The sequence below is a fragment of the Lysobacter silvisoli genome (genome assembly GCF_003382365.1).
GTDB lineage: Bacteria > Pseudomonadota > Gammaproteobacteria > Xanthomonadales > Xanthomonadaceae > Lysobacter > Lysobacter silvisoli.
The window spans coordinates 1,872,738-1,888,662 of record NZ_QTSU01000001.1 but is presented as its reverse complement, the minus strand read 5'-3'; the positions used below and the strand labels follow the sequence as shown (position 1 = coordinate 1,888,662).

Annotated in this window: 13 protein-coding genes; 8 read left to right on the top strand and 5 right to left on the bottom strand. The window is 68.4% G+C overall.

Going from position 1 to position 15,925, the window contains the following annotated elements:
- Positions 1-13: 13 nt before the first annotated feature.
- Positions 14-913 carry a phosphate/phosphite/phosphonate ABC transporter substrate-binding protein gene (locus DX914_RS08280; RefSeq protein WP_425480675.1) on the top strand — a complete coding sequence of 300 codons (900 nt, stop codon included), beginning with the start codon at positions 14-16 and terminating at the stop codon, positions 911-913.
- Entirely contained in the window at positions 910-3,045 is a 2,136-nt protein-coding gene (locus tag DX914_RS08275; RefSeq protein WP_115858514.1) for a putative bifunctional diguanylate cyclase/phosphodiesterase, read from the top strand. Before DX914_RS08280 ends, DX914_RS08275 begins: the two co-directional genes overlap by 4 nt.
- A gap of 223 nt (positions 3,046-3,268) precedes the next feature.
- Here the strand turns inward: DX914_RS08275 and DX914_RS08270 are convergent, their stop codons facing one another.
- A complete protein-coding gene (locus tag DX914_RS08270; RefSeq protein WP_115858513.1) occupies positions 3,269-3,907 on the bottom strand; it encodes an exopolysaccharide biosynthesis protein in 639 nt (212 codons plus the stop codon).
- Entirely contained in the window at positions 3,891-5,228 is a 1,338-nt protein-coding gene (locus tag DX914_RS08265) for a hemolysin family protein (protein ID WP_115858512.1), read from the bottom strand. Before DX914_RS08265 ends, DX914_RS08270 begins: the two co-directional genes overlap by 17 nt.
- A gap of 312 nt (positions 5,229-5,540) precedes the next feature.
- Here DX914_RS08265 and DX914_RS08260 point away from each other — a divergent pair, with 312 nt between their 5' ends.
- Both DX914_RS08260 and DX914_RS08255 read left to right on the top strand, forming a co-directional pair.
- The gene (locus DX914_RS08260) at positions 5,541-6,167 is read left to right on the top strand and encodes a DUF47 domain-containing protein (RefSeq protein ID WP_115858511.1); all 627 of its coding nucleotides are present in this window, start codon (positions 5,541-5,543) and stop codon (positions 6,165-6,167) included.
- Between the two features lie 10 nt (positions 6,168-6,177).
- On the top strand, positions 6,178-7,305 hold the full coding sequence (locus DX914_RS08255) for an inorganic phosphate transporter (protein WP_115858510.1): 1,128 nt from the start codon (positions 6,178-6,180) through the stop codon (positions 7,303-7,305).
- 170 nt (positions 7,306-7,475) lie between these two features.
- Here DX914_RS08255 and DX914_RS08250 read toward each other — a convergent pair whose 3' ends face one another.
- Complete coding sequence (locus DX914_RS08250) at positions 7,476-7,883, bottom strand: hypothetical protein (RefSeq protein WP_115858509.1); 408 nt, start codon at positions 7,881-7,883, stop codon at positions 7,476-7,478.
- Positions 7,884-7,931: 48 nt separating this feature from the next.
- Here DX914_RS08250 and DX914_RS08245 point away from each other — a divergent pair, with 48 nt between their 5' ends.
- The 3 genes from DX914_RS08245 to DX914_RS20000 all read left to right on the top strand — a co-directional run bounded on the left by DX914_RS08245 (position 7,932) and on the right by DX914_RS20000 (position 9,945).
- The gene (locus DX914_RS08245) at positions 7,932-8,279 is read left to right on the top strand and encodes an MGMT family protein (protein ID WP_115858508.1); all 348 of its coding nucleotides are present in this window, start codon (positions 7,932-7,934) and stop codon (positions 8,277-8,279) included.
- A 71-nt stretch (positions 8,280-8,350) separates the two neighbouring features.
- Positions 8,351-9,007, top strand: coding sequence for a rhomboid family intramembrane serine protease (locus DX914_RS08240; protein ID WP_115858507.1), 657 nt, complete (start codon positions 8,351-8,353; stop codon positions 9,005-9,007).
- Positions 9,008-9,030: 23 nt separating this feature from the next.
- Positions 9,031-9,945 (top strand): hypothetical protein, encoded by a 915-nt coding sequence (locus DX914_RS20000; RefSeq protein WP_147300631.1) that lies wholly within the window; start codon positions 9,031-9,033, stop codon positions 9,943-9,945.
- A gap of 66 nt (positions 9,946-10,011) precedes the next feature.
- On the opposite strand, the gene DX914_RS08235 is transcribed toward DX914_RS20000, so the two are convergent.
- On the bottom strand, positions 10,012-12,036 hold the full coding sequence (locus DX914_RS08235; protein WP_115858506.1) for a M13 family metallopeptidase: 2,025 nt from the start codon (positions 12,034-12,036) through the stop codon (positions 10,012-10,014).
- 310 nt (positions 12,037-12,346) lie between these two features.
- Positions 12,347-14,440 carry a M13 family metallopeptidase gene (locus tag DX914_RS08230; RefSeq protein WP_196778888.1) on the bottom strand — a complete coding sequence of 698 codons (2,094 nt, stop codon included), beginning with the start codon at positions 14,438-14,440 and terminating at the stop codon, positions 12,347-12,349.
- A gap of 324 nt (positions 14,441-14,764) precedes the next feature.
- Between DX914_RS08230 and DX914_RS08225 the strand changes: the two genes are divergently transcribed.
- On the top strand, positions 14,765-15,781 hold the full coding sequence (locus DX914_RS08225; RefSeq protein ID WP_147300630.1) for a hypothetical protein: 1,017 nt from the start codon (positions 14,765-14,767) through the stop codon (positions 15,779-15,781).
- Positions 15,782-15,925 lie beyond the last annotated feature (144 nt).

The window sequence follows — 15,925 nt, the reverse complement described above, 5'->3', positions numbered from 1 at the left end:
GCTCGGGCTCGCGCTGGCCGCTGCGGGGCTATCGGTGCCGGTTCCCGCGCAATCGGCCGACGCCGTCGGCAGCGACGGGGTGCTGGTGCTGGGCCGGATCAGCGACGATCCCAAGGCCCACTACGAACAGCTCAAGCCGCTGCTGGACTACGTGGTCCCGCGCATGGCCAACGTCGGCATCCGCGAAGGCCGGATCCTGATGGCCAAGGACTCGCAGCAGATGGCCAGCTACCTGCGCCGCGGCCGGGTCGACTGGGTCACCGAAACCGCCGGCACCGCGATGCTGCTCAAGCAGCGCGCCGGGGCCAAGCCGCTGCTGCTGACCGAGCGCGACGGCACCAGCCACTACCACAGCGTGTTCTTCGCCCGCCGCGACAGCGGCCTGCATTCGCTGGACGACCTGCGCGGCCACAGCGTGGCCTTCCAGCGCCCGTCCTCGACCAGCGCCTACTTCGTGCCGGTGGCCGAACTGCTGGACCGCGGCCTGCGCCTGGAAATCCTGCTCTCGCCTACCGACCGCATCGAACGCGGCGAGGTCGGCTACCTGTTCGCGCGCTCGGAACTGAACATTTCGACTTGGGTGCACAAGCGCCTGGTCGACGTGGGCGTGATGAGCAACCTGGACTGGGACAACCCGCGGCGCATGCCGCCGGCGTTCCGCCGCGACATGATCGAGATCGGCCGCACCGGCGACTATCCGCGCGCGGTGGAAGTGGTGCGCGGCGACATGGACCCCAAGGTCGAGGCGCGCCTGCGCGAGGTGCTGCTCGACGCCGCCGGCGATCCCGATGCCGGCGAGGCGCTGCTGCGCTTCTTCAAGACCACCCGCTTCATGCCGATCGATCCGGCCTCGCAACAGGCGCTGCAGCGCATCGGCACCGGCGTCGCCCAGGTCCGGGCGGAGGTCGAATGAACCTGCGCTTCGGCCTGCAGGCCAAGTTCCTGGCCATGATGGTGGTGGCCCTGCTGGTGGTGCTGGCGCTGATAGCGCTGCTGCTCAACCGCCAGGAACGGATGCAGCGCGAAGTGCTGGGCGTGAGCCGCCAGGCGATGACCGAAATGGTCACCGACAACTTGCGCCGCCACAACGAAGGCATGGTCGGGCAGTTGGCCGAGTCGCTGGCCAATCCGCTGTACTACTTCGACCTGGACCAGATCGGCGTGCTCAGCCGCGCCACCCTGCGCAACCCCGGCATCAGCTACGTCATCGTCTACGACAACGACGGCAACGTGCTGCACGACGGCAGCGAAGAGATCCCCAGCTACGGCAAGCGCATGGACGATGCGATGGCCTATGAAGTCATCGCCGCGCGCAAGCTGCACACGCAATGGGGCGAGTCGGTGATGGACGTGTCGGCGCCGATCATGATCGGCGCCGAGCGCCTGGGCGGCGTGCGCGTGGGCTACGACCTCAAGACCATGCGCCAGTTCCAGGAACAGGCCTTGTCCGACCTGCGCGGCCGCCTGGACGCGCTGGGCCAGCGCCACATGATCTGGATCGGCCTGCTCGGCGTGGGCCTGCTGGCGCTGGGCGCGCTGATGGTCTACCTGATCCAGCGCTTCCTGGTGCAGCCGATCCGCCAGCTGGCCGAGGCGTCGATGGAAATCGAGGCCGGCCACTTCGACACCAACACGCCGCCGAGCAAGCGTCACGACGAAGTCGGCGACCTGATGCGCGCGTTCGGGCGCATGAGCCAGAGCCTGTCGCGGCACGACCGCGACATCCGCCGCATGGCCTACACCGACGCGCTGACGGGCCTGGCCAACCGCCTGGCCTTCCGCGAGAGCCTGGACCAGCGCCTGCTGCAGCTGCGCGGCGCCGGCCGCCAGCTGGCCCTGCTGTTCGCCGACATCGACGACTTCAAGCGCGTCAACGACACCCTGGGCCACGACGCCGGCGACGACGTACTGCTGCAGTTCGCCAACCGTATCCAGGAGACGGTCACGCGCCTGGGCGGCGAGGACGCGCTGCTGGCGCGCTTCGGCGGCGACGAGTTCGTGATCCTGGTGCAGGACGACGAGGGCCACGAGCAGGGCGTGCGCGCGCGCGCCAGCCACCTGGCCGACGTGCTGGTGGCCGAGCTCGGCCAGCCGATCGTGGTCCACGACCGCCAGGTGTTCCTGGGCACTTCGATCGGCGTGACCCTGTTCCCAGAGGACGCGTCCGGCGCGACCGCGCTGATGAAGAACGGCGACATCGCCATGTACCAGGCCAAGGTCGCCGGCAAGAACTGCTACCGCTTCTACAGCCGCGCTATGGATCAGGCGGTGGAACGCCGCGTGCACCTGGAGCACGAGCTGCGCGGCGCCTGGGACCGCGGCGAACTCAGCCTGGTCTATCAGCCGGTGTACCGCCTGGGCGACGGCGCCATGGTCGGCGCCGAGGCGCTGCTGCGCTGGCGCCACCCCGAGCAGGGCCTGGTCGCGCCGTCGGTGTTCATCGACGTGGCCGAGCAGAGCGGCCTGATCGAAACCCTGGGCCCGCAGGTGCTGCGCGCGGCCTGCCAGGACGCGGTGCGCTGGCAGCACGTGCGCCCGGCCGCGTCCGAGCCGCTGTTCGTGTCGGTCAACGTCTCGCCGCGCCAGCTGCGCAGCGGCGACCTGCCCAACGTGGTCGCCGCCTGCCTGCACGACACCGGCCTGGCCGCGCACAACCTGCATCTGGAACTCACCGAGACCGCGGTGATCGGCGACGAAATTCATGCCAGCAACCTGCTGGCGCGGCTGCGCTCCACCGGCGTCAAGGTGTGGTTGGACGACTTCGGCACCGGCTTCTCCGGTTTGAGCCACCTGCGCCGCGTGCCGGTGGACGGGGTCAAGATCGACCGCAGCTTCATCGCCGACGTGCTGCGCGACCCCGACGACCTGGCTCTGACCACCGCGATCATCGCCATGGCCCATTCGCTGGGCATCACCGTGGTCGCCGAGGGCGTGGAGAAGGAAGGCCAGTACGCGGTGCTGCGCGAGCGCGGCTGCGACCTGGCCCAGGGCTACTGGCTGGGCCACCCGGTCGGCGCCGACGAGTTCATGACGCTGCTGGGCTGAGCCCGAACGCGCTTTGCCTTGGGGTAGGAGCGGCGTAAGCCGCGACCTCCAACCCAGGCCCCCGGCGCATGCAGGTTCGCCCTCGCCGCCACAGCTGCGATGCCCGCCGCGGAGAATCGCCCACGGCCCTTTGGCGCGGTCGCGGCTTACGCCGCTCCTACCCCAAAGCAGCGGCTTCTGCCTTCTGTGGGAGCGGCGTGAGCCGCGATCGGATCTCGCGCGCTCAGGTCAGCCTGTCGATCCAGCCGCCGATCATCGTCGCCAGGCTGCCGGAGAGCACGCCGAACACCGCCACCGCGACCGCGCCGGCGGCCCAGGCCACGCCCATCAGGCGGCCGTCGCGTTCCAGCAGGGCGAAGGCGAACAGCAGCAGCAAGGCGCCGAACAGAAAGTTGGTGAACGGGATCGGCAGCGACAGCAGCACGCCCAGCAGCACCAGCAGCAGGCCGGTGAAGGCGCTGGCCGCGCGGTGATCCAGCAACGCGGTGGCGCGCGGGCGCACCACCCGTTCCAGCCGGGTCAGCCAGGGCGAGAGCAGGTTGCGGAATCGCACCATCGCGTGCCGGTGCGGGCCGCGCCGGGCCAGGAAGCCCGGCAGCCAGGGCTTGCGCAGGCCCACCAGCAGCTGCAGCCCGATCAGGATCACCAGCGGCCCGCTGACCGCGCCGCCGACGCCCGGGATCGGGATGAAGGCGGGAATGGTCGAGACGAACAGCAGCATGCCGAAGGAGCGCTTGCCCAGTCCGGCGAGCACGTCGCCCATGCGCAGCATTTCTTCCGGGTCGCCGGACGCGAACACGTCCAGCAGGGCGCGGGTGCCGGCCTCGCGCGGCGTGTGCTCGGACTCAGCCGGAGGCGTCATCGGACACCGGCTCCTGGGTTTCCTCGCGCGGCGCGGCGACGCGCTGCAGCAGCAGCTTGTCGATGCGCGGGCCGTCCAGGTCCACCACCTCGATCCGCCACACGCTCCAGTCGAAATGCTCGCCCACGTGTGGGATGCGGCCGAAGTGCGCGATCACCATGCCCGCGGCGGTGTGGAAGTCGTGCTCGTCCTCGTCCGGCAGGCGGCCGCCCCCGACCAGTTCGCGCAGGTCTTCCAGCGGCAGCGAACCGTCGAGCAGGTAGGAACCGTCGGCGCGCTCGACCACGGGCGCGGCCACGTCGTCGGTCTCGTTGGTCTGGATGCGGCCGATCACCGCGCCCATCAGGTCGTTGACCGTGACCAGGCCGGTGACGTCGCCGTACTCGTCCACCACCAGGGCCAGCGACTGCTGCTCCTCGCGGAAGATCTCCAGCAGCTTCAGCGCATGGGTGGACTCGGCCACGAACACCGGCGGGCGCAGGTCGGAGAACAGCTCCGGCGCGGTCTGGTCCAGGCGGTCCAGCAGCGATTTGACCTCGAGCACGCCGAGCACGTCGCTGTCGTTGCCGCGATAGACCGGATAACGCGAATACGCGTACTCGCGCATGCTCGCCAGGTTCTCGGCGAAGTCCACGCCGGCGTCCAGCCAGGCGATGCGCGTGCGCGGCGTCATCAGGCTCTCGGCGGTGCGGTCGCCCAGGCTGAGCACGCGGTTCATCATCTTGCGTTCGTCGGCGTCGATCACGCCCTGCTCGTGGCTTTCGGTCACCAGCAGGCGGATCTCCTCTTCGCTGATCTCGCTGCGGGCGTCGTCCTTGATCCCCAGCAGGCGCAGCACGCCGCGGTTGATCGCGCCCAGCGCCAGCACCGCCGGACGCGCGCCGCGCGACAGGCCGTACAGTGGCAGCGCGACCGCGCAGGCGATGCGCTCGGGGTTGGTCAGCGCCAGGCGCTTGGGAATCAGCTCGCCGAAGATCACCTGCGCGGCGGTGATCAGCGCCATCGCGGTGCCGATGCCGATCGGGCGGGCGTACTGGGTGAAGTCGCCCGGGAGCAGATGGCTCAGCCAGCCGGCGATGACCAGGCCGATCGACTCGCCGCCGAAGTAGCCGGTCAGCACGCCGATGCCGGTGATGCCGATCTGCACGGTCGACAGCAAGTTGTCCGGATGTTCGGCCAGGGCCAGCGCCATGCGCGCGCCGCGGCTGGTCTCGGCCATCTGCTTCAGGCGCAGCTTGCGCGAGGTCATCAGCGCCATCTCCGACAAAGCGAAGAAGGCGTTGAGCACGATCAGGGCGACGACGATCAGCAGCTCCAGCATGCGGGCCGCTCCGTCGTGTCGGGTTCAATGGGGCTGCGGGGGCGCAACGGGCCGGGCAGGGTGGCCGCGTGGGCGCGGGCGGGCGATGTTGGGTCGTCGTCCATGGAGCGGGTTGGGGGAGGGGGTGGCGCAGACCCGATCTTAACAGGCGCCGCCGCCCCGGCCGCGTGAGCGCCGGCCCGCCGCCCCCTTCAGGCGGTCTCGGAGGCCCGGCGGGGCCGAAAAGACGGGCGCAACTGCCACCAAACCGTCATAATCGCGCCCGCAGTTCACCCCGGGCCGTCGCGGCCGGCATCTAGAGGCTACCCACGCATGTTCTCCCTGCAGACGATCTTCGGCCAAGGCAACCAGTTCTACACCCTGCTGGAGGAGGCCGCCGTCGCCGCCCACGACAGCACCAAGGCCCTGCACGCCATGCTCAAGGAGGCCGACCGCCAGCCCGCGCTGGACGCGTTCAAGCTCGCCCGCCAGCGCGAGCGCGAGGCCTCGGACAAGATCAGCCAGGAGCTGGTGGACAGCTTCATCACCCCGATCGAGCGCGAGGACATCGAAGCCCTGGGCTCGGCGCTGTACAAGATCCCCAAGCAGGTCGAGAAGTTCGCCGACCGCTATTCGCTGGCCACCCGCCACCTGGAACACATCGACTTCGCGCCGCGCGCGGCGATGCTGGAGCAGGCCGCCGGGGTGGTGGTGAAGATGGTGCACCAGCTGCGCCATCTGAAGCTGGAGCCGATGAAGGCGCTCAACGACCAGCTGCGCTCGCTGGAGAACGAGGCCGACCGCCTGATGCTGGAGCTGTACCGCGACATCTACTCCGGCCAGCTCGACAACCTGCAGATGTTCCTGTTGAAGGAGTTCTTCGAGATCCTGGAAAAGGCCATCGACCGCTGCCGCGAAGCCGGCGTGGTCGCCTACCAGATCGTGCTGAAGAACTCCTGAGGCGCGCGCGATGCTGACGCTCGTCCTGGTGGTGGTGCTCGCGGCGCTGATCTTCGAGTACATCAACGGCTTCCACGACACCGCCAACTCCATCGCCACGGTGGTGGCGACCAAGGTAATGTCGCCGGCGCAGGCGGTGGGCCTGGCCGCGTTCATGAACCTCATCGGCGCGCTGTGGGGCACCGCGGTGGCCAAGACCGTGGCCTCGGGCATCATCGACGCCGGCGTGGTCGACGTGAGCTCGCAGCTGATCCTGTGCGCGCTGCTGGGTGGCATCGTCTGGAACCTGATCACCTGGGCGCTGGGCCTGCCGTCCTCGTCCTCGCACGCGCTGATCGGCGGCCTGTGCGGCGCGGCGGTGGCCGCGGCCATGAACGACCCGGCCGCGGTGGTCTGGTCGCAGCCGGCCGACCCCTGGTACAAGAGCGCCGGCGTGCTGTGGAAGGTCGTGGTGCCGATGATCAGCTCGCCGGTGCTGGGCTTCACCGCCGGCTTCGTGCTCATGGGCGTGTTGTTCGCGATCATCTCCGGCATGGCCAGCACCCGCGGCTGGCTGCGGCGCATGGCGCGCCCGCGCTGGGTCAACGGCTTCTTCGGCAAGGCGCAGCTGGCTTCGGCCGCCTACATGGGCTTCGCCCACGGCTCCAACGACGCGCAGAAGACCATGGGCATCATCGCCCTGACCCTGGTCGCGGCGCAGGCCGACGGCACCCTCAACGACCTGCCGGCCTGGCTGGCCTTCCTGCATCCGTCGCCGGGCGCGATCGCGCACAACGACATCGACCTGTGGATCAAGCTGACCTGCGCCGTGGTCATGGCCGCGGGCACCGCCGCCGGCGGCTGGCGCATCATCAAGACCCTGGGCCACAAGCTGGTCAAGCTGCATCCCATCCACGGCTTCGCCGCCGAAGCCAGCGCCGCCTCGGTGATCACCCTGGCCTCGTCGCTGGGCATCCCGGTGTCCACCACTCACAACATCTCCGCGGCGATCATGGGCGTGGGCACGGCCAAGCGCTTCAACGCGATCAAGTGGACCGTGGTGGAGAAGATGATCTGGGCCTGGATCCTCACCATCCCGGCCGCCGGCGGCATCGCCTACGGCCTGTTCGCGGGCATGCGGGCGCTGGGCTGGGCCTGAGGCTTCCGCGTCGCCCGCAAAGAAAAAGCCCGCAGCGATGCGGGCTTTTTCGTTATCGGGCTGGATCTGCGGCCTTCTGTGGGAGCGGCGTGAGCCGCGATTACCCCCACCACGCGATTTCGGCGCAAATCGCGGCTCACGCCGCTCCCACAGCTGCAACCGGCCTGCGCTTACAGCAGGTCGCCGTCGGCCGACATCATGCGTTCCATCTGGTCGCCCAGGCCGCCGATCTCCAGCACCAGGCGGTCGATCTCGGCCGCGGCCAGGCCGTCCAGCGGGCGGTTCTCGCACAACTGCAGGTAGGGCACGCCGTCCAGGTCGCCGATGGCGAGGTAGCCCACGTGGCTCTGCCAGTTGAACACCAGCGCGCGGCGCGCGTCGATGCCGGTGATCGGCGCGATCACCGTGCTCACCCGCAGGAACGGGCGGCCGTCGTCGTGTTCCAGCTCGGACAGGAAGATCGCCTGGTGGCGGGTGCCCTGTTCCAGCGACAGTTCGATGCACAGCACCCCCTCGTCGTGCAGGGTGAGGTTGAAGCCGGACTGGGTGAGGTGCTTGCGGATCTGTTCGAATTGCATGTTCTGCTCCGTGCGATATCGCTGCGCGCGCTGCGCGCCTACCCCGCTATGCTAAACCCCATGGACCCGGACGTCGCCGCAAAACGCATCTTCGCCGCCATCCGCGCCATCCCCAAGGGGGAGGTCGCCGGCTATGGCGAGGTCGCCCGCCGCGCCGGCCTGCCCGGCCGCGCGCGCCTGGTCGCGCGCCTGCTCAGCCAGAACGACGACCCTAAGCTGCCCTGGCACCGCGTGTTGCGCTCCGACGGCCGCATCGCCCTGCCCGAGGGCTCCAAGGGCTACCGCGAGCAGTGCCAGCGCCTGCGCGCCGAAGGCCTGCGCGTGGAAGGCGGCCGGGTGATCGGCGTTCGCGCCGCCGCGACGCTGGATTCGCAAATCTGGGGGCCGCCGGACTGAACGGCGCCGCCGCGTGCGCGGGCGACGCGCGCGGGCAGCGGCTACCATAGCCGCATCCCCCGGGAGTACCGATGTTCTCCAACCTGCCGCCCGTCACCAAGGCCCTGTTGATCGCCAACGGCCTGGTATTCCTGTTGCAACTCGCCCTGGGCGAGTCCGCGTTCTATCCCTTCATGCTGTGGCCGCCCGGCGCCGAGAGCGACCCCTACGCCGGCTACGGCTTCATGCCCTGGCAGGTGCTGACCTACGGCTTCCTGCACGGCAATTTCCCGCACCTGCTGTTCAACATGCTGACCCTGTTGATGTTCGGCGCGCAGATCGAACACGTGTGGGGGCAGCGCCGCTACCTGTCCTATTACCTGGTGTGCGTGGTCGGCGCGGCGCTGTGCCAGCTCGCGGTCGGTTACTGGAACATGTCGCAGGGCGGCCAGGCCTATCCCACGCTGGGCGCCTCCGGCGGCATCTTCGGTTTGCTGCTGGCCTACGGCATGCTGTTCCCGAACCAGCGCGTGATGCTGCTGATTCCGCCGATACCGATGAAGGCGCGCACGCTGGTCATCATCTACGGCGTGGTCGAACTGCTGCTGGGCATCACCGGCCAGCAACCGGGCGTGGCCCACTTCGCCCACCTGGGCGGCATGCTGTTCGGCTGGCTGCTGATCCGCTACTGGCGCGGGCAGCCGCCGTTCGGCAAGCCCAAGCCGCCGCGGCCGCGGATCGTGCGCTGACTAGCCAGGCCGGACAAGCACCTATGCATATGTCGTTCACCGCGGTGATGTTTGTGCTCGGCTTTTGCGGCGTGACTCACGCGCAAGATGCTCGTAAGCCTTGGGATTGCGATGCTCGCCAATCCCAGGATTCGACTTTGTTTGCGACTGCGCTGGACGATTCTCTCGAGCAGCCGAGACGTGCGAGCAGTCTCGAAAGATTGAAAGAGCTTGCACGGCAATGTCCGCTAGAGGCTTATCAACTGGGCTTGTTGTACCGTCACGGCGCGGATTTACCGGGCAATTTTCTGGCAAAGGACAGCACCAAGGCGCGTCCGTTAATTCTGTCGTATGCGGAAGCCGGTTATTCGCTCGCCTATGCCGATCTCGCGGAAATGGCCCTAGCAGAAGGCGATGCACGGGAGGCTATGAAGTGGGCTCAGGTGTACTTGTACTTGAGGGCCCATAGCAGCTCGAAGTTCGATCATCGCGTAGGTAGCTTCGATCTGAGCGGCTATAACGCCGACCTGTTGAGGCGAGCGCAGGCATTGTGGCGACGCAAGATGGGGGCTGCCACCGGTCTGATCCAAGAGGATTTGAACGGGTACTTCGATTCGGTTGGAGAGAAGCCGGGTTCGGACCTGAGACAGCGAGAAGTCAGGCCTTCCTCGGGGGCCATGAAAGCCCCACAAATTCTTAAAAAAGGCAGTTGCAGCCCATCTATGCCTGCGGGGATTAGGGGTGGATACGCCGTCTATCTCGTAGAGGTCGAACCTACGGGGCGCGCCAGTAGAGTCTTGCTGCAGAATTTTTCACCGTCTCCGGTACTAGGCGAGAAATTGAAGGCCTGTGCCCTGGGGTACGTGTTCGCCCCGTTTACTGGAGAGGATCTGCGGTACGGCGTCATTCCCGTGATGTTCGGTAGCGATGGTGGCGCCACGCTCCGTATCGGCAAGTGATCTGATCGATGCGGCAAAAAACGGCGCGGAATTCCGCGCCATTTTTTTTGCCTGCGTGGCCACCGCTTACGGGAAGATCGTGATCCGCTGGTCCGGCTTGGCCTGCATCGGCTGGCCGGCCTTGCAGGCGTAGGCTTCGCCGAAGGAGGGCTGGTTGATCAGCGGGCCGTTGGTGCGCCACTGGCCGGGAGCGTGCACGTCGACGGCGGCGCGCTGGGTGTAGACCTCGGTGCTGGCCTGCTGCGCCCACAACGAGGCCCAGCCGCGGTAGAAGGACTGGCCCGCGTCCTTGCCGGCGCCGGCGTCGGCGCCCTTGAAGGTGTTCCAGGCCAGTTCCACGCCGGCGATGTCGGCGATGTTCTCGTCGCGGGTCTGCTGGCCGTTGACCTTCACGCCCTTGAGGCCGGGGTAGTCGTAGCTGCCGTACTGCGCGGCCACGCGCTTGCCCAACGCGTCCCAGGCGGCGGTTTCGGTGGGCGTCCACCAGTCGCCGACTTCCTGCTTGGCGTTGACCAGGCGGCCGCGGCTGTCGAAGCCGTGGCTGAGTTCGTGGCCGACCAGGGCGCCGAAGGAGCCGTACTGCCAGGCCGCGTCCTTGCTCATGTCCAGCACCGGCGCCTGCAGCGCCGCCGCGGTCACGATCAGGCGGTTCTGGGCGATGTCGTAGGCCAGGGCCGGGTCCTGCGGCAGCACGTCCCAGCGGCGGTCGGCGTTGCCGCGACCGATGCGCTTCATTTCCTCGCGGTGGCGCCAGGTCGAGGCGATCAGCATGTTGCTGCCGAAGCTGCCGCGGCCCATGGGCTGCACGCTGTAGTCCAGGTCGCGGTTGGGCGTGCCCACTTCGATCTTCAGCCGCGCCAGCTTGGCGCGCGCTTCGGCCTTGGCCGCGTCGCTGAAGCGGGTTTCGGCGTCGATCGCCTTGCCCAGGCTCGCGCGCACCTGCGAGGCGATTTCCTCGGCGCGCTTGTCGGTGGCCGCGGGCAGGAACTTGTTGGCGTACTCGCGGCCGATCATCGGGCCGGCGGCCAGGTTGATCGCGTCCAACACCGCCTGTTGGCGCGGCAGCGGCGCGGTCATGCCGCGCAGCATGCGGCCGTGGAAGTCGTATTGGGCGTCGCGGAAGGGCTTGGCCAGGTAGGGCGCCATCGAGTCGCCCACGCGCCAGCGCAGGTAGACCTTCCACTGCTCGGGCTTGAGCGTGCCGACCAGATTGTCCAGTTCGGCGAACAGTTGGGCGTTGCCGATCGACACGCTGTCGTCGTTCACGCCCTGGGCCTTGAGGAAGTCCGCCAACTGCAGGCGCTTGTACTGCTTGGCCAGCGCGGCGACCTGGGTGGGGTTGTAGTGCGCGCGCAGGTCGCGCAGGTCGGTCAGCGAGCGCGAGGCGCGGGCGATGCGGGTTTCCAGGTCGATCACCAGCTGCGACTCGGCCGCCAGCTTGTCCTGCGGGGTGCCGGTCAGGGCCAGGATCTTCTGCACGTAGTTGTTGTAGTGACCGAGGATCTGGCGGGTGTCGCTGTCGGTGCGGGTGTAGTAGGCCGGGTCCGGCAGGCCCAGGCCGCCCTGGCCGAAGTAGCCGATGTGGCGTTCCAGGTCCCGCAGGTCCACGTCCGCGGCGAAGTTGAACACGACCGGGATGCCGACCTGATGCAGGGCGGCGATCGAGGCCGGCACGTCCTTGGCCTTCTTGATCGCGGCGATGCGCGACAGCAGCGGGGCGATGGGCTGGGCGCCGTCGCGCTCCACCGCGGCCTCGTCCAGGCCGCTGGCCCAGAAGTCGCCGAGCAGCTTCTGCACGTTGCCCTGCGGCGCGGTCATGGCGCCGTTGAGCAGGTCCAGCTGCTGCTGGCGCGCGCGCGCGCCCATCAGCTCCAGGGCCGAGACCGTGCCGGCGCCGGCCGGCAGCGGGTTGCCGCGCAGCCAGTCGGCGTTGGCGTTGGCGTAGAAATCGGTACAGGCGGTGGCGGCGGCCGCGGCTTTGGGCTTGGCGGCGGGGGCCCGCTTCTTCTTGGCCGCGTCGGCGGTCGGCGCGGCCAGGCCGGCGATCAGGCTGAGGGCGAGGGCGCAGGTAAGCGGGCGTAGGGTCGTCATCGCGGATTCCGTCCTGGTGATCGGGCCAGTTTAACAAGCGACCGGGCCGTGCCCATGAAGAAACCTGTGAACGGGTTCAGAGCTTGGATGCGCGGCCGGCGTCGCGTGCGGGCAGGCACGCAAGTGCTTGATCCGGAGTGGACGGCGCCGCCTGAACGGACGGGCGCCTGCCGCGGCCCGAAAACACGAAGGCCCGGGATAATCCCGGGCCTTCGTGCCTGCCAGACGAGGAGAGGCAGAGGGTCGCGCCGCGTGGCCGCGCGTCCCGCTCACGGAGGCGGGACGCACCGGCGCGCGTGGCGCGGATGGCTTACCAGATCACGACCTGCTTGTCGGCATCGCGCACCATCGGCTGGCCCGGCTTGCACGAGAACGCCGCGGCGAAGGCCGGCAGGTTCGACGGCGCGCCGATCGCGCGGAAGTTGGCCGGCGCGTGCGGGTCGGTGGACAGGCGCACCTTCAGCTCTTCGGGCTTGAAGTTGCGGCGCCACACGGTGCCCCAGTTGAGGAAGAAGCGCTGGTCGCGGGTCAGACCGTCGGTCTTCGGGTCCGGCTGGCCGGCGGTGGCCTTGACCATCGCGTCGTAGGCCGTGGCCAGGCCGCCCAGGTCGGCGATGTTCTCGCCCAGGGTCAGCTTGCCGTCGACGTGCGCGCCGGGCATGGCTTCGTAGCCGTTGAACTGGGCGATCAGCTTGTCGGTGCGGCCGCTGAAGCCCTTGGCGTCGGTCGGCTGCCACCAGTTCTCGAAGTTGCCGGTCGCGCCGAAGCGGCTGCCCTGGTCGTCGTAGCCGTGGGTCATCTCATGGCCGATGACCGCGCCGATGCCGCCGTAGTTGGTGGCGTCGTCGGCGTTGGGGTCGAAGAACGGCGGCTGCAGGATGGCGGCCGGGAACACGATCTCGTTCTGCAGCGGGTTGTAGTAGGCGTTGACCATCTGCGGCGGCATGCCCCATTCGGTGCGGTCGACCGGCTTGCCGATCTTGCCCAGGTTCCACTTGTAGTTGAACTCGGTCGCGGCCATCACGTTGCCGAGGTAGCTGTCGCGGTTGGTCTGCAGGCCGGCCCATTCGCGCCACTTGTCGGGGTAGCCGATCTTGGGGGTGAACGAAGCCCACTTCTCCATCGCCTTCTTCTTGGTGTCCGGGCTCATCCAGTCCAGCTTCTCGATGCGCAGCTTGAGCGCTTCGCTGAGGTTCTTGACCAGGGTCTCCATGCGCGCCTTGGATTCGGGCGAGAAGGCGACCTTCACGTACATCTGGCCCAGCGCTTCGCCGGCCTGCTCTTCGACGGTGTCGAGCACGCGCTTGCTGCGCTCCTTCAGCTCGGCCTGGCCGCGCAGGGTCTTGCGGTAAAACTCGAAGTTCTCCTGCACGAAGGCGTCGGACAGGTAGGGCGAGGCGCCGTCGACGGCGTGGAAGCGCAGGTAGCTCTGCCACTGCGCGGCCGGCACGTCGTCGAGCATCTTGCTGACTTCCTTGTGGAAGTCGGGCATGGCCAGCGAGAACATCTTCTGCGGGGCCACGCCCTGCGATTCGAAGAACTTGGTCCAGGGGAAGTTCGGCGTCAGCTTGTCGGCGTCGGCCATGCTGACCGGGTTGTAGTACAGCTCGACGTCGCGCGAGAGTTCCTTGCTGGTCTTGGACGCCTTGGCCAGGCGGGTCTCGAACGCGATCACGTCCTTGGCCTGCTTGGCGGCGTCGGCGGCGGCTACGCCGCTGAGCTCCAGCACCTTGGCCACGTGCGCTTCGTACTTGCCCAGCTTGTCCTTCTGGTCCTTGTCGGCCGACGGCAGGTAGTAGGCCGGGTCGGGCAGGCCCAGGCCGCCCTGCGAGGCGTAGGCGATGTTGTTCTTGGAGTCCTTGAAGTCGGCTTCGGCGCCGAAGCCGAACAGCACGTTCTGGCCCTTGGCCGCGCTGCTGCGCAGGTAGTCGGCGATCTGCGCCTTGTCGGCGAGCTTGGCGATCGCGTCCAGTTCCGGCTTGATCGGGTCGATGCCCTGCTGGTTGATCTTGGCCGCGTCCATGCCGGTGGCGTAGAGGTCGCCGACGATCTTGTCCACGCCGGTGGCGTTGGGCAGTTCGGCGGCCTTCTCGGCCAGCTGCTTCTGGATCGCGGTGGAGCGCTCGTCGAGCATCTCGAACGCGCCCCACGAGGTGCGGTCGCCGGGGATGGCGTTGGCCGCCAGCCACTTGCCGTTGACGTAGCCGCCGAAGTCGGTGCACGCGTCCTTGGTGGTGTCGAGATCGCCGACCTGGAAACGGTTGACCTGCGGCAGCTTGCTGTCGTCGATCTTCACCGCGCCGGCATCGGCGCTGGCCTGGGCGGCGTCGGCGGCAGGCGCGGCGGTTTCGTCTTTCTTGGTGCAGGCGACCATGGCCGTGGTGATGGCGAGCGTCAGCAGCAGGACTTGCGGTTTCTTGAGGGTCACAGCGGGCTCCGGCCTTGCGGCGTATGAGGAGTAGGGCAGGTTGCCGCCCCGGTCGGGGCGTGGCAGGACAATAGACCCCTTCGCCGCCGGCCGGGGGTGTCGAAGGTCATGGCGCGATGGCGGTAGGGACGCAGCCGGCCCGCGGCGTTGCCGATGCGCGGAAAGCCAGACTCGGCACAACCTTGGCACAACTATTGCCAGGGCGCCGGCATACTCTGCCGCGGACGCGCACCCCCGGCGCGCCGACCGGTCCACGGCGGATCCGGCGTCCGTGCCGGGGCACCCGAGGACGGAACTCTCATGAACCACCAGTCGCTACTCGCGGCGGCCGTACTGGCCGCTGCCGCCCTTTCGTCGCCGGCGCCCGCCAGCGCCCAGGACGGAGCTGCCCGCTATTCACCGCGCGGCCAGTTGGTCCACCAGATCGTGAAGAAGTGGGGGCCGCACGTGCAGGAGGCCTATCGCGCCGACATTAACGAGTGGGCGCGGCAGATGGGGCCGGTATTCGCCCAGTCGCCGATGGACGCCCTGCAGCGCGCCGCCGATGCGCGCGGCTTCGAGGCGATGAACGATGCCTTGTTGGGCAAGGCGGGCGCGGCTTCCGCGGCACGGGCACCGGTGACACCCACGGCCATAGGCAGCCCCACCACCGACCTGACCTTCGTGCCGATTCCGCCTTGCCGCATCCTCGATACACGCCTTTCCGGCGGGGCCATCGCCGCCAACAGCGTGCGCGATTTCGACGTGACCTCGGTGGCCGACTACAGCTTCCAGGGCGGCGCCAGCGGCAACTGCAACGGCGCCGGCGCGGCCGGTTCGTTCTATGCCGCGGTGATCAACTTCACCGTGGTGACGCCGTCGACAGCGGGCTACATCACCGCCTATCCGCTGCAGACGCCGCGGCCTGTGGCGGCTACGGTCAATTACAGCGGCGGCGACATCAGCGGCAATCTGGCGGTGGTCGCGCTGGAAATGGGCGCGGCGGTCAACGAGATGAGCGTGTATTCCTACGCCGACACCCATCTGGTCGCCGACCTGGTCGGTTACTACATCGCGCCCACGCCTACCGCGTTGCAATGTCAGACGGTGCAAACGATCAGCACCATGAACGGCAGCTCCACCTTTACCGGCACCTCGCCGGCGTGTCCGGCCGGTTACACCAAGACCGGCGGCTATTGCCAGGCGGCGGCCGCAGCCGGGCGCGTGGTCGCGTCTTATCCGAACGGTTTGCTGCACCAATGTCTATTCGCCAACGAAGGCCCGACGGCCATGCTGGTGACGGTGTACGCCGAGTGTTGCCGAGTGCCCGGCCGCTGACCGGTCGCGCGCGGTTTTTACGTGCACCTCGATCAGGCCCGCCTTGCGCGGGCCTGATCCGTTTTGCGGCGCGGTTAGCGCGTCGCCGCGGAGGCAGGCGCATGCAACCGTTTGCAGCGCGGGAACGCTAGGGAAAATCACCCA

Excerpts from the sequence above, each read along its gene's own strand:
- DX914_RS08275 (WP_115858514.1), top strand. The coding sequence starts at position 910 with ATGAACCTGCGCTTCGGCCTGCAGGCCAAGTTCCTGGCCATGATGGTG.
- DX914_RS08270 (WP_115858513.1), bottom strand. The coding sequence starts at position 3,907 with ATGACGCCTCCGGCTGAGTCCGAGCACACGCCGCGCGAGGCCGGCACC.
- DX914_RS08265 (WP_115858512.1), bottom strand. The coding sequence starts at position 5,228 with ATGCTGGAGCTGCTGATCGTCGTCGCCCTGATCGTGCTCAACGCCTTC.
- DX914_RS08260 (WP_115858511.1), top strand. The coding sequence starts at position 5,541 with ATGTTCTCCCTGCAGACGATCTTCGGCCAAGGCAACCAGTTCTACACC.
- DX914_RS08255 (WP_115858510.1), top strand. The coding sequence starts at position 6,178 with ATGCTGACGCTCGTCCTGGTGGTGGTGCTCGCGGCGCTGATCTTCGAG.
- DX914_RS08250 (WP_115858509.1), bottom strand. The coding sequence starts at position 7,883 with ATGCAATTCGAACAGATCCGCAAGCACCTCACCCAGTCCGGCTTCAAC.
- DX914_RS08245 (WP_115858508.1), top strand. The coding sequence starts at position 7,932 with ATGCTAAACCCCATGGACCCGGACGTCGCCGCAAAACGCATCTTCGCC.
- DX914_RS08240 (WP_115858507.1), top strand. The coding sequence starts at position 8,351 with ATGTTCTCCAACCTGCCGCCCGTCACCAAGGCCCTGTTGATCGCCAAC.
- DX914_RS20000 (WP_147300631.1), top strand. The coding sequence starts at position 9,031 with ATGCATATGTCGTTCACCGCGGTGATGTTTGTGCTCGGCTTTTGCGGC.
- DX914_RS08235 (WP_115858506.1), bottom strand. The coding sequence starts at position 12,036 with ATGACGACCCTACGCCCGCTTACCTGCGCCCTCGCCCTCAGCCTGATC.
- DX914_RS08225 (WP_147300630.1), top strand. The coding sequence starts at position 14,765 with ATGAACCACCAGTCGCTACTCGCGGCGGCCGTACTGGCCGCTGCCGCC.